Origin of the sequence: Roseburia sp. (assembly GCF_041325975.1) — a bacterium.
GTDB classification, from domain to species: Bacteria; Bacillota; Clostridia; order Lachnospirales; family Lachnospiraceae; genus Roseburia; species Roseburia rectibacter.
Genome location: NZ_JBGLEJ010000005.1, coordinates 148,616 through 162,006, shown reverse-complemented (window position 1 = coordinate 162,006; position 13,391 = coordinate 148,616). Strand labels below are relative to the sequence as shown.

9 protein-coding genes are annotated in these 13,391 nt (G+C 43.4%); all 9 read right to left on the bottom strand.

Annotated features, from left to right (window positions below):
* Positions 1–2: 2 nt before the first annotated feature.
* The 9 genes from ACDD58_RS12015 to ACDD58_RS11975 all read right to left on the bottom strand — a co-directional run bounded on the left by ACDD58_RS12015 (position 3) and on the right by ACDD58_RS11975 (position 13,191).
* Positions 3–3,359 carry an ATP-binding protein gene (locus tag ACDD58_RS12015; RefSeq protein WP_370777651.1) on the bottom strand — a complete coding sequence of 1,119 codons (3,357 nt, stop codon included), beginning with the start codon at positions 3,357–3,359 and terminating at the stop codon, positions 3–5.
* The gene (locus ACDD58_RS12010; RefSeq protein ID WP_370777650.1) at positions 3,334–4,086 is read right to left on the bottom strand and encodes a DUF4194 domain-containing protein; all 753 of its coding nucleotides are present in this window, start codon (positions 4,084–4,086) and stop codon (positions 3,334–3,336) included. The genes ACDD58_RS12015 and ACDD58_RS12010 overlap by 26 nt, the downstream gene beginning before the upstream one ends.
* A complete protein-coding gene (locus ACDD58_RS12005; protein ID WP_370777646.1) occupies positions 4,086–5,549 on the bottom strand; it encodes a Wadjet anti-phage system protein JetA family protein in 1,464 nt (487 codons plus the stop codon). The genes ACDD58_RS12010 and ACDD58_RS12005 overlap by 1 nt, the downstream gene beginning before the upstream one ends.
* A gap of 111 nt (positions 5,550–5,660) precedes the next feature.
* The gene (locus ACDD58_RS12000; protein WP_186899477.1) at positions 5,661–7,112 is read right to left on the bottom strand and encodes a nicotinate phosphoribosyltransferase; all 1,452 of its coding nucleotides are present in this window, start codon (positions 7,110–7,112) and stop codon (positions 5,661–5,663) included.
* A 43-nt stretch (positions 7,113–7,155) separates the two neighbouring features.
* The gene (locus tag ACDD58_RS11995) at positions 7,156–8,643 is read right to left on the bottom strand and encodes an AAA family ATPase (RefSeq protein WP_370777641.1); all 1,488 of its coding nucleotides are present in this window, start codon (positions 8,641–8,643) and stop codon (positions 7,156–7,158) included.
* Positions 8,644–8,906: 263 nt separating this feature from the next.
* Positions 8,907–10,259 (bottom strand): glycoside hydrolase family 5 protein, encoded by a 1,353-nt coding sequence (locus tag ACDD58_RS11990; protein ID WP_243006709.1) that lies wholly within the window; start codon positions 10,257–10,259, stop codon positions 8,907–8,909.
* Between the two features lie 23 nt (positions 10,260–10,282).
* On the bottom strand, positions 10,283–11,305 hold the full coding sequence (locus tag ACDD58_RS11985; protein WP_186899480.1) for a glycoside hydrolase family 130 protein: 1,023 nt from the start codon (positions 11,303–11,305) through the stop codon (positions 10,283–10,285).
* A gap of 205 nt (positions 11,306–11,510) precedes the next feature.
* Complete coding sequence (locus ACDD58_RS11980) at positions 11,511–12,524, bottom strand: LacI family DNA-binding transcriptional regulator (protein ID WP_117918604.1); 1,014 nt, start codon at positions 12,522–12,524, stop codon at positions 11,511–11,513.
* A 22-nt stretch (positions 12,525–12,546) separates the two neighbouring features.
* The gene (locus ACDD58_RS11975) at positions 12,547–13,191 is read right to left on the bottom strand and encodes a YesL family protein (RefSeq protein WP_147350137.1); all 645 of its coding nucleotides are present in this window, start codon (positions 13,189–13,191) and stop codon (positions 12,547–12,549) included.
* Positions 13,192–13,391: the final 200 nt, after the last annotated feature.

Genomic DNA, 13,391 nt, shown 5'->3' with positions numbered 1-13,391 from the left:
TCTTACTCCTCCTCCACAACCAACTGTGAAAAATCCTTTTTCTCAAACTCCTGAATCGAAATGCTCTTCTTATTCGGATTCGCATAAACGAATGTCTTATCTACATTTTCAATGTAATTCTGGATCTTATCGTTTGTTGCACTGATGATCGCCTGAAAACCAAGCCCGCGGATCAGTTCGATACAGCTCGCCACTTTCTCTGCATCCATCTTGGAAAATGCCTCATCTAAAACAACAAGACGGATCGTCGGACGTCTTGTCAGTCTTGCAGACAGATTGATATGGTATGCCTGCGCAAAACTTGCGAGTAGTGCAATGTAAAGCGGGTTCTGTCCCTCACCACCGGAATTTTTCTTGATCATTTTGCTAAGACCAATGACAAGACGTTCATCACCTTCCACGATCTGTTCCATCTCAAATGAAAGATACGTACGGTAATCTGCATACTTCACCATGTTCTGTTTTGCCTCATCAAGTTCCTGCTGCGTGGCATTTTCCGGCGGAATAAAGATATGGATCAGATCACTCATCAACATACCGTATTTATTTTCATGCTCCATCGAAAACAGATTCATCTGATGCTCCATCGGCGATGCAAGTGAGGACGGATCGATATCTAAGTCCTCATCCATAAACATATCATAAAATGCGCCGTCGGCTCCCTTATTTCTCGTGATCTTAAACTGATAGCGGTCTTTACCAAAATTCAGGTTGCGGATGATACGGTTTAATTCATCCCTGCGCACATAGGCTTCTTTGATAGCGCTGCGGATCTTGTATACAAAATCCTCCTTAAAATGCTCCACTGCTGCCTTTGCCTGCTCAGCCGCTTTTTTCTGGTATTCTTCCAGTTCATTGCAGGAAAGCTCCGAGAGCAGGCTGTCATAATCGTCATTATTCTCTGCGCTCGCTGAGAAATCACGTTTTGGATGATTCTGAAGATAATTCATACGTACATCCACCAGTTTATTTTTCTGTACATCGCACTGACCGGACACCTGTTCCATTTCTTCCTGTGTCGATGCTTTCAGGCTGTCATATTTTTTATTTTTCTGCCCGGCAATATAAACCTCAAATGCCTCTTCTTCCGCAGCGGAACCGCGAAGTTCTCTTTTTTTCGTAAGAAGTTCCTCATTTTTTGTAATGAAATCACTGCTGTCTTTTTCAATGGCATCTTCTTTTTTCCGGATCTGGTATTTTAAGTCATCGATCTTATCTTCCAGATCTTTTTGTTTTTCGTGAATCTCTTCTGCCTGTTTCTTTAAGATCTCAACAGTACCGGCACCGATCTCTGCCATCTTCTTTTCTGTTTTGATTTTCTGTTTTTCTTTTTCCTTCTTCTCCGAAAGATCTGATATCAGGTTCTGGTATTCCTCAACCGTATCATTTAAAAATTCCTGGGCAAGGATATTTCTCGCCTCTGTCTCACGCTCCTTATATTCCGCTCTGTCCTGCTCTAATTTCTCAAGGCTGGCGGCAAGTTCCTTCTGACGCTGTTTTTTACTCTTTTCACCGATATAGACATGTTTCTTGTAATTGTCCGGATTTAAACGGCGTAACTGATAACTCTGGTATAATAAACAGTCTGCCGTCACACCGATCTTGCACTGGCGCAGTTCGTCCACCGAAGTACACTTGATGACATTTCCGAGTAAGAAGTCCACAAATGCCCTCACATATGGCTCTTTTGCTTCTACTTCTTCTGCAAGCGCATTGTCTTTTACGCGCCAATCCTCCTGCATCAGTTTTTCCGTATCCACTAAAGATACACGGAAGAAACGCTTCTCGTCGAGTGTTTCGTATACTTCCATCGCCTGTTTGACATAGGCAGGCTCCACGATCAGCGCAAGTTTGTTCCAGGAAAGATAACCCTCGATCGCATTACGCCATGTTTCATCTTTAATATCAATGAGATCTGCAAAAATACGGACCTGGATATTTTTTCCGGTCTGTTCAGAAAGTTTTCTTGCAATTTCGGATCTCGCAAGTTCTAACTCTCTCGGATATGCTTTTTTACCAAGTTTTAACTCTGTGAGTTCTTTCTCTAACACATCCGCTTCTTTATTCATGGAACGGAGCTCCGAGGAAGCCTCCTGCCTGTCCTTTTCTGCCTCTTTCTGTACTTCGACCAGGCTTCGTTTCAAACGTTCGATCTCCTCTCCGGTGATCGTGCCTTCTTTGAACTTCTCGATATCCCATAGAATCTGATTCGAAACGATATCTACATCTTCCCAGCCGTTTAATCTTGCACAGATACCGTCCCATTTATTTTTACTTCGCTCCAGAAGGCTTAGGTTTTCTTCCAAACTCTTTAACTGCTCTTCTAATCTTGCATAACCGGTTCCGGCGATCTGCTCATTGATCTCGCCGTATTCTTTTTCATAATTTTCTTTTACCTGAAGCAATTCTGTAAGACTTTCATTCTGCAGTACGACATCCTTTTTCCATTTTTCCACACGCTGCTGCATTTCCTCTATGGTCTGCTCTAACTGTAAGATCGTCAGTTTGTCCATCCGGTAACGGCAGTTTAACAGTTCTTTTTTCTTCTCTTCCATCGCCTGATACTGCGCACTTATCTGCTTTAACTCTTCGATCTCCTGCATCGTGGCTTCGATCTTGCGGCACATCCTGCCATAGAGCATCGCGCCCTCCTGCATGTCCTCGATATGGATATCCTGCTCCATGCAGATATATTCTTTTACAAAGTCCTCTAACCGGATATTCATTTTAAACGGGATCGCACGCTTAAACAGGCGCGGGAATTTTTCCATATCCAATCCGCCTAAGTAGACGTCATACAGGTTTCTGCGGAATCTCTCATTATTTGAGGTGTAAAACATCTCATCTTTCGAGAAATTCTGCTGCAAATAGCTGCGCACCTCACTGATCGTCATTGCACGGCTCTCTGTCCGGTAATCCCCCGGGATCAGTTCACCCTTGTGCCAGAAAAATAAACGATTGATCTCGTTGGTCGCTGTCTCCACATCAAACACAACCCCGATGCATTCTTTTTCCTTCGTGATCGTCTGTTCCATCTCAAGAACGATCGTCGTGGAAAAGTTTTTGTTCCGCTTATATTCCGCCTGATTATTCTCGCCAATGTTGATCATACCGCGCAGGTACTCGATCAGGCTTCGGTCAGAGTCATCTGCCGCCGCCTTATTGAAAAATCCACGTCCGTCCGTGTTCGCATAAAGCACGATCTGCATTGCATCGATCACTGTTGATTTTCCACTTCCGGAATGACCGGTAAAAAAGTTGATGCTCTCATTTAAGCCTAACACCTTGCGGTCAATATAATGCCAGTTGTTGAGGCAGATTCTGGTAAAAACTTTATATGCCTGATTCATCTGTTCCATCTTCTGTCTCTCCTTCCTCATCCACATTCACTTCTTCTTGTTCAAGATCACTTTCTTCATCCGTCATATCATTTTCTGAAAGTGTTTCCTCACTGCTCCACTCCAGATTCTCCTGCCCGTCTACCTCGTTATCTTTTACCTCATCGGAAAAACTGCCAAGAAGCCCGTTCACATCTTCTCTCATCAATACTAAATTGATACACGGATAGATCATGATCCTCGTATTTTCAAGCTGTTCGTCAAACACATCAAGAAACTCTACCATCTGATATTTTTTCAGAATGGCAAACGCTCTTTTGATCTCCGTCATCGATGACGGTCCCTTGATGAGACGGAATTCTCCCGCTTTTCCATTTAATTCTCCAAACGTAGTTATTACATTGACACTGGAAGAAACAGCCGCCATTTTTTCATCATAGATCAGTTTTAACAGCAGCAGATAAATGGTCGCAAGTTTCGGCAGTTTCTCACCGATTCCGTCTGCTCCCTCTAAATAAATGATGCCAAGCTCCGTATCCTGACAAAGTTTTATCCCTGCAACCGCAAAATACTCCGTCAGAAATTCCAAATGCCTGTCACTGAAATCATACATACGGTCCGGCATCATTCGTCCGTATTTTTTATCATATTTTCGTTCCGGCAGAAATGTCTGGGCAAGTAAGGTTCTTATCACTTCCTGCATCCGTTCCACATCCTGCGTGTTTAACTCTTCGTAACCTTCAAACATTAATTCCGTTCACTTTCTATTGATTTTTGTTTTACACTAAAAGTCATCTTTGGATAACAATAGTTTCCATTCTGAACCTGTTTCTCCTCCACCTGTACCCGGTATCTGCTGTTTTTGCGCATACTGATATCGTAGGCAAGGATCAGCTTTTCAAAGGATTCGTCATCCGAAATATCCATCCGGTCTGTCTCTAAAATGCCATCTGTCATCTGTTCGTCGATAAATTCCTCGATCTGTTTTGCCGTATAACGGTGCTCAATCTTATTTAAGCGCAGGACATCTTCCCGTGAAAGTTCTGCCGGCTCCTCCTCTTCCTGCAGATCATCCTCAAATTTTCTGCGGCGTCTTCTCTTATAAAGAGGATTATCACTCAAAACATCAAAAGATGACAGATTCATGTGCCCCGCCACTTCTTTTAACATCTCACTCTGTTCACTTTCCGTCTCAGCCGCTCCAAGTCTGTTCAAAAGCAGGATCAGCATACCGTGACGCTCTGTCTCATCACTGAGCAGATAATTTAGCCGGCTCACAGTTGCACGGATATACTTGCTGTGTTCTTTGTCCATGTTTGAGATCCGGTGTTCAATGTCATCAAATCCACGCTCGATCTGGTCGATCAGATCCAACACATCTTCCTGTCTGTTTCTTCTCGCATGTAAAAATGGCAGATCCTCTTCTGACCGCTGCGGTTCAAGTACAGAAGACCTGCTTCCTGCATTTTTCTGCTCCATGCGCTGTTTCTGCCGGATGCGCTCCACCCAGACGTCATCCTCCCGCATTTCCTTTAACCAGCGTTTAATGTCCATTTTATAAATATAAAAATTGTCACTCGTCTTTAAAATGTGGTATTTGCGTCTGACAACTTCCTCCACATAGCCCTCTAAATGCTCCTTTAACAGTTCGTCGTAAGATTGTTTGTTCAAAAGGCGTTCAAAAAATTTATCCATGTTGTGCAGCATATCCTGCAGTGCCTTATTCAGTTTTCTGGTATTGACAAGTGCTGTCTTTAACATGGCAAGATTCATGCGGTGGTCATTCTTAAAAGAAAAAAGAGTCGCATAAACATTCTGGATATAAAGATCCGTGTCATCTAACGGTTCGTCCGCTAATTTTTCAAATGCCTCAATCATCACTGCCGCATAATCCGGTATGACGATATTGGTAGTCATTGCCTCATAATCTTCAATTTTTCTAAGCCATTTTGTGCGTACCAGCCAGTTTAGAATTCGTCCCGGCAATGCAGTTTCTACATCTTCCTCTGTCTCATTATCCTCTCTCATAAAGGCATAACGACGAGAGGAGCACATGTCACTTAAAATCTGGACACATGCTTCTCTGCTTAAAAAGTAATTGTTGTACTGGTATTCGTCATTGATGGTCAGAAGTGCTTCTATATAGATGTCCCGGTTTACGGACCGGAACAGGCCCCAGAAAGATGCTGGGATGTCGTATATCAATTTCACGTTATTCTTTCCTTACTATCATTTCTTACAATCTCATGATACACTGCTTATCTGTATCTGCACACGTCTTATTTTTGCACAATGCATGCAGCATATCCGTCTGCACACACTTTATCTGGTGCGTGATTCATGCAGCATATCCATCTTCATCTCGTAATATGCCGGGCTCATATCCAGATAATGTTCATGTGGATTTTCAAAACGCTGTTCTTCTTCCCACACTTCGGTATTAAGCTGTTTTTCCACATAAGCTCTGATATCTTCTAAGGTTTCCGGCTCCACGATACGTTTTCCTGCCTTTACGACCTGCTGCTGAAGTTTTTTCGCTGTGCAGTTTTCAAAAGAACGGTTTTTCCATGGTTTTTCCGGATCCGCATAGCGGTATGGCACAGACATATCAACTTTCTCTCCTGCCTTTGTGATCAGATCTGCAACGGAATGTCCTGCTTCATCATAGATACGGTACACATCTTTGAGTCCCGGATTTGTGATCTTCTCCACATTTTCTGAGATCTTGATACGCGGAGCAAATGTACCGTTTTCCTCCACTGCCGAAATCTTATATACGGCACCAAAGACAGGATCTGATTTTGCAGTAATCAGACGTTCACCGACACCAAAACTGTCGATCTTTCCGCCCTGCTGTAAAATGGATGTGATCGTATACTCATCTAAGCTGTTTGAAACAACGATCTTGCAATCCTCTAATCCCACATCATCTAACATCTTACGGATTTTTTTGGAAAGGTATGCAAGGTCACCGCTGTCGATACGGATTCCCTTTAATCTTTTTCCCATCGGCTCTAAAACTTCTTTTGCCACACGGATCGCATTCGGGATACCGGAACCGATGACATCATAAGTATCCACTAAAAGCACTGTCCCATCCGGATAATTCTCTGCATAATGTTTAAATGCCTCAAATTCATCCTTATAATACATCACCCAGCTATGTGCCATGGTCCCGCTGACCGGAATATCAAACATCTGACCGGCAAGCACAGTTGCCGTTCCGACAGCGCCTCCGATATAAGCAGCTCTGGCGCCATAAACTGCAGCATCCATATTATGGGCACGGCGTGCACCAAAATCAGAAACTGCACGTCCCTCTGCCGCACTCACGATACGTCTTGTTTTTGTTGCGATCAGCGACTGATGATTGACCTGTGCAAGCAGTGCTGTCTCAATAAGCTGTGCATCGATTAACGGTGCAACTACCGTAATGACCGGCTCATTCGGGTACATGATCGTTCCTTCCCGGAACGCATAAATATCACCGCTGAATTTAAAATCTTTCAGATAAGTGAGAAAATCTTCGGTAAAAATGTGAAGTGAACGGAAATATGCAATGTCCTCCTCATCAAAATGAAGATTTTCAATGTACTCCAAAATCTGCTCTAATCCTGCAAAGATCGCAAATCCACCGCCGTCCGGATTACTGCGGTAAAATACATCAAATGCAACTCTCGTATCCTTGTCCTGATCGTTAAAATAACCATTTGCCATCGTCATTTCATACAGATCCATCATCATTGTAAGATTTCTTGTTTCACTCTGTTTCATCATAATCCTCCATGCCTGCACCTTGCTGCGCAGGGTGTATTTCCTATCGTTTCAATTCCGATAACAGTTCTCTTTTCCGTTTTCCGATCAGAAGCTGTTCATTATATGTCATATACCGATCACAGGTATGCTCCGCCAAAAACATTGCCGCTTCCGATGACAAGGTCAGTTCTGTCACAAACACAACCATCTCCTCACCATCCTCAAACGCCTGTTCCATAAAATCAAATGCATGCTCTAACGCATCCGATGCATCCTGCTCTGATTCCTCTAATGTCTCTCTTTGGATATCAAATCCTGTCTTCGCCTGCGCAAAACTTTCCTTTGCATCCAGACCTTTATCCGGCATATTTTCTTTCCAGAGAGCAAATATCTGTTCCCATCCGGCTGCCTGTGCCTTCGTACAAAGCTCCGCCTGTTTTTCTGCTTCTACCATTGCCATTTTCTCCTCAAGCAATGCCTGATAACAGTCTGCCGGTGCTTCGCCCTCTTTCAGATGTCTTTGATATTCTTTTAAAAATTCATACCAGTTATCCGTGATCTTTTTCTTTTCCTGCACTTTTACAAAAAATGCAGACAGACCATCCAGCAAAAGATTGACCACACTCAGTCTCTCATCGAATGATGCCGCGTAAATCCTTGCAAATGTCTCCGGTCTTATCCTGCCCGCAAGGATATCTGTGATCCCATAGTCATCCCGGTACTTGCGGTACAGTTCAAAATATGCCGCTGCATCTTCCGCCACATCCTCATGATGGATAAACTCACGGATGACACCCTCATCCACCGGCAGATCCATCTCCTCATAAACCTGCATCAGATTGCTCAGATCTTCCCAGCCACGCGCTGTCACAAAGCGGATACCATCCACATCTGCCTCCACGCGGTAAAAATTTTTCTGTCTGAGTTCCAGATAACTTAAAATGGCATTGTGAAGATGTTTTTCCCTCGCATATTCTTTCCATACCTTATAATCAGCCTCAATATTCAGATAACGCACACGATCTAAGGTGACCATATCAAAATCGCGGACTGACTTGTTGTATTCCGGCGGGTTTCCGGCTGCAACGATCAGCCAGCCTTCCGGGATCGCCTGGTTGCCAAACGTCTTACACTGTAAAAACTGCAGCATCGTCGGCGCCAATGTCTCTGAGACACAGTTAATCTCATCAATAAACAGGATTCCCTCTTTCTGCCCGGTTTTCTTCATCTTGCGGTAAATACTTGCAATGATCTCACTCATGGTATATTCCGTAACAGAATATGTCTTTCCTTCAAAAGACTCCTCTTTTATCATCGGAAGTCCGACTGCACTCTGTCTCGTATGATGAGTGATCGTATAGGCGACCAGTCCGATCTTACACTCTGCGGCGATCTGTTCCATGATCTGCGTCTTTCCAATGCCGGGCGGTCCCATCAGAAGGATCGGACGCTGTCTGATCGCAGGGATACGGTACTCTCCCTGTGCGTCTTTCGCAAGATACGCCATCACCGTATGCTTAATTTCTTCTTTTGCCTGTTTTATATTCATTTTCGAAATCTCGTTCCTTTATTTGTTCGCCTACTATCTTAATACATTTTTGCTGTTTTTCCAATCATTTTTGGATTTTATTTCAAAAAAAGACAGGCAAACACAATCTTTACGATTTGCCTGCCTGCTTTTTCATACTATACCCTTATCTTCCTTCAAGATTCTTAAGAATCACATCCATATCATACTCCGGTGCCATCTGCAACCCAACTTTTAACGATGCTCTTACATCGAGAACATTTCTGTTCCTAATCAACAACACCTTATTCAGCATACTTCATCATTGCATCCACGATCTCCGGGTATCTCCAGGTAACTGTCTTACGGTCAAGAAGTCCAAATAACTCTCCGTCCCCTGTGAATGCATTATTATCCCACCAGTTGCAGCTCATGCCGTAAGCGCGTGCTGCAGCAACATAGTATGCAGTACAATCTACACGGCTCTGCAGGTTTCCGTTTTTGTCACGGGAACCGAACTCTCCGATCATAACCGGTATCTCATTACTGATGTATTTTGCATACAGTTTTTCCATCATCTGATCGATATCATTGGTACTTGTCTTGTCGGAAGCATCAAAATGATCTGTGCTCTCATTTTCCGCTGCAGCCTGCAGTGCAAAATGATATGGGATATAAGCATGCACAGAAACAATGATCTTCCCATCATTTCCGGCAGTATCTGACGGCAGTACAAACTTGTCATTTAAGACTCCGTCCGCCGACGCATCATAACCCGGCACCATCAGATAGCGTATAGCATTATTGCCTCCGGTTTTCCGCACAACATCCACAAAGTTCTGGTTCCATTCATTGATACATTCTACCGCCTCCACACATTCCGCAGCATTCATATCCAGCCACCACTCATGATCAGTATCTTTCAGCCGCGGCTCGTTGATGCTCTCAAAGATCACATGATCATCATAACCTCCAAAGCGGTCGGCAAGCTGCTCCCAGATGGATGTCATGTAGGAAAGAGACTGTTCTAAATGCTCTTTATCCGGATAACAGTATTCGAGATCCGTATCATGATGGATATTTAAGATCACATACATATCGTTATCTATCGCATAATCTAAAACTTCCTGCACACGGTCAAGCCATGCCGCACTGATCGTATATTGATCCCCGGATACATGATTATGCCATGATACCGGCAGACGCAGCGTCTGAAATCCTGCTGCTTTCACTGCATCGATCATCTCTTTTGTTGTCTTTTCACCGCACCATGACCACTCAATACTAAGTTCATCCTCTTTCTGCGCATTTGTAATTGCATCAAATGTATTACCGAGATTCCAGCCGACTTTCATATTCCGCACAAATGCCATTCCGTCTGTATCCGGTATCTCCTTCGGTTCGATCACAACTTCTGGTATTGTCACCCCAGCATCCTCCATTTCTGTCTCTGAATTATCCTGTTCTGCCACCACATCTTCTGTTGACACGTCTTTCACTTCTGTATCTTCTGCATTTTCATTCTTTTCTGCCGCCACATCAGCAGCACTTCCGGTCTCTGTTACTTTATCCGCCGGATCTCCTGTTCCACAGCCGCTAAGCAGCATACATCCTGCCACGCACAAGGCGGCTAACTTTCCCAATTTATTTAACTTCATAACAATCTCCATTTCAGAGGAACTTATCTTCTTCCGATCTCCGTATCGGATTCCCCTGTTACACTGTGTTCCTTGATATATGTTACAATCTCGTCTGCTGTTGTAAATGCAAGACCGACATAACTGTCCGCAGCACCGTAGTAAATTGCAATTCTTCCGGTTGCAAAGTCGTGGATCGTTGCACATGGGAAGCAGACATTCGGAACAAATCCGCGTTCCTCATACCATTCTTCCGGTGTCAACAGGAAATCCGTACAGCGGTATTTTACGATAGATGGATTTTCTTTATCTAAGATTGCTCCGCCGATCGAGTATACATATCCGTTACAGGTTCCACTGACACCATGATAAAACAGCAGCCAGCTATCTTCCAATTCGATCGGTGCTGCTCCGCCGCCGATCTTTAAAGACTCCCACCATTCATTGCCGCGTCCCATCACATGACGGTGTTTTCCCCAGTAAGTAAGATCTTTGCTCTCACTGATAAAGATATCACCAAACGGTGTATGTCCGCTGTCGGACGGTCTTGACAACATCAGGAAATTTCCATTTACCTTACGCGGGAACAGCACTGCATTCCGGTTAAATGGCAGAAATGGATTTTCAATCCTGGTAAATGTCTTAAAGTCCTTTGTCTTAGCCATTCCGATCGCTGCACCATAAAAATCGCCACACCAGATAATATAATAGGTATCTTCTACTTTTACCAGCCGCGGATCATATGCATATACCGGCATAAAATCGTTTCCGTCTTCATCGACAAAGCGTACTTTATCTTTCTCAAAATCCCAGTGAATACCATCTTCACTTCTTCCTAAATAAACATATGGTATTCCATTTGTCTGCTCCCCGCGGAACACACCGATGAACTTTCCTTCATACGGTATGACAGCACTGTTAAAAATCCTTGCCACCCCTTCTACCGGATTTCTTCCAATGATCGGATTCTCCTTATAACGCCATACCGGCGCGTTCACGATTTTCTCCGGTCTCTCCTGCCACGGCATGTTTGGCACTGCCGGACTGATCATTTTTACATTTCCCATCTTGCTCCTCCATTCTGCACAGACTTTCATTTTATATTTTTATTTTGTCTCTAAAACCTGTGCGATCCTTCTCCATTTTTATTCATAGCGGCATCTGTTTTCTGCCGTTTCTGATTCATTTCATTTATACCCCTGTCAACCGCTTTTTACGGTATCTCTGACTGATTTACGGCTCTGTCGCCGATTAACAGTCATTTCGAAACCGTTACGGCTCCGCCACTCTTCCGGTTGATTCCCGGATCACGATATGACCACTTACCACACGTCTCACAAATGTTTCTCTTTTTTCATTGAGGCGTTCTAATAAAAGTTCTACTCCCTCAGATGCCATCATAGCGATATCCACATCCACAGTCGTGAGTCCCGACGCATTACGCCGGATGAACGGATAATTATCAAAACCTGTGACCGAAATATCCTCCGGCACACGATACCCCATCTTTTCTAACTTTTCGATCAATATACATGCTATCTCATCATTATTGCAGACAAATGCCGTCGGCATATCTTCCGGCAGAACCAGTTCTTTAAATAACCGATCTGCTCCCCTGTCCTCTATCAGATAGTCCTCCCTGTAAGGGATGTTGTAATGATGTAATGCCCTTCTGTATCCCAAATACCGGTCCATGATACTCGTGGTAGCATCAATAGAACCAACATAGGCTATTTTTTTATGTCCAAGTCCAATCAGATACTCTGTCATCTTGTATTCTGCACTGATATTGTCCATACTGACGGAATCCGTCTCCATGGAAAGATCATAGAAATCCATATAGATCATCGGTAGATTAGTCTGTCTGAGTTTTTCCAGATACGATTCATCCAGCTCCCCCATTAAGATCATCCCGTCTAACCGGTTGTCGTCCACGATCTGTGGCAGGATCATCATTTCCTGCATCCGCGTATCAGCCAGTTCAAGCATTGTCGCATAATCATAATTGGTCAGACATTTTGCAACACACTGATACATTTTCACATAAAAAGCATTGCTCGTATCATCTGTATAATAGGAAGGGATAATTACACCAACATTATAATTTTTCCCCTCTTTCAATCCTTTTGCCCCAAGGTTATAACGATATCCAAGCCTGTCGGCTTCTTTTTTTATTTTTTCACGAAGTTCCTCACTGACTCCAGCTTTTCCCGTGAGTGCCTTCGATACGGAAACGATGCTTATTCCCAGCTTTTCCGCAATATCACGCATAGTCACGTTTGCCATCTGAATTCCTCCTAAAAACCGCTTACCGGTAATACCATTTTTCTTCGTCTTCTTTTGTTTCCGGTTTTGCCATATATTTTCTCAAAATCCTCTCCATAAGGAAACTTCCCACATAACAGCATACACCCGGCATAACAAAGATCATCGGAACCGGGATCAATAATGCAGACACTATGCCGGCTGTTACGATCAGTAAAAGTAAAATAGTCGTCGGAAGATGTTTAAAGACCATAAACAATGCTAGTTTAAAGCACGAAAATGCATCCATCGTAAATCTCGACAACACCGGGAACAGATAAAGCACGATCCCTGCGATCACAAACGCAAGTAACAGATATACCATTTCAAGCGCCCCTGCCATGATCGATATCTGCTTTACCGTATAACTGTGATCAAGCCACAACACTGCCGCTAACACAAGAAAGATAACTGTCAGCAGTATCCCCGTTTTTAAATTCTGCCGGTAAGAACGGATAAACTCTTTTGAAACATATCCTTCCTCACACCGCACAGCTTTTACCATTGCATAATACATTGCGATCGTCGATGTTCCGATCGTAACAACCGGAATGCATCCGATCAGCCATAAGACCGACACCAGAAGTATATTTCCAATCTTATTCGTTACCTTAAAAAACTTCGTCTCCGGTCCAAACATACTATTCATACTTTCTGTCCCTTTCCCTGAAAAAAATTCTGCAAGATAAATATCGGTCAGATATTTGTTTTGCACAATTCTTTTCGCCGGAATATTTTAATTCCGATCCGGATTACAAATGGTTAGTTATACCACGCAGCGTTTGGCAGATTGATAAAGGCACAGATTATTTTGTGACTTTGGAAGAGAATTAGAAAATCTTAGTATAC

What these genes read in the sequence shown, in the direction of transcription:
- ACDD58_RS11985 (WP_186899480.1), bottom strand. Translation starts at nt 11,305, where the DNA reads ATGGGAAATGTAAAAATGATCAGTCCGGCAGTGCCAAACATGCCGTGG.
- ACDD58_RS12000 (WP_186899477.1), bottom strand. Translation starts at nt 7,112, where the DNA reads ATGAAACAGAGTGAAACAAGAAATCTTACAATGATGATGGATCTGTAT.
- ACDD58_RS12010 (WP_370777650.1), bottom strand. Translation starts at nt 4,086, where the DNA reads ATGTTTGAAGGTTACGAAGAGTTAAACACGCAGGATGTGGAACGGATG.
- ACDD58_RS12015 (WP_370777651.1), bottom strand. Translation starts at nt 3,359, where the DNA reads ATGGAACAGATGAATCAGGCATATAAAGTTTTTACCAGAATCTGCCTC.
- ACDD58_RS11995 (WP_370777641.1), bottom strand. Translation starts at nt 8,643, where the DNA reads ATGAATATAAAACAGGCAAAAGAAGAAATTAAGCATACGGTGATGGCG.
- ACDD58_RS11980 (WP_117918604.1), bottom strand. Translation starts at nt 12,524, where the DNA reads ATGGCAAACGTGACTATGCGTGATATTGCGGAAAAGCTGGGAATAAGC.
- ACDD58_RS11975 (WP_147350137.1), bottom strand. Translation starts at nt 13,191, where the DNA reads ATGAATAGTATGTTTGGACCGGAGACGAAGTTTTTTAAGGTAACGAAT.
- ACDD58_RS11990 (WP_243006709.1), bottom strand. Translation starts at nt 10,259, where the DNA reads ATGAAGTTAAATAAATTGGGAAAGTTAGCCGCCTTGTGCGTGGCAGGA.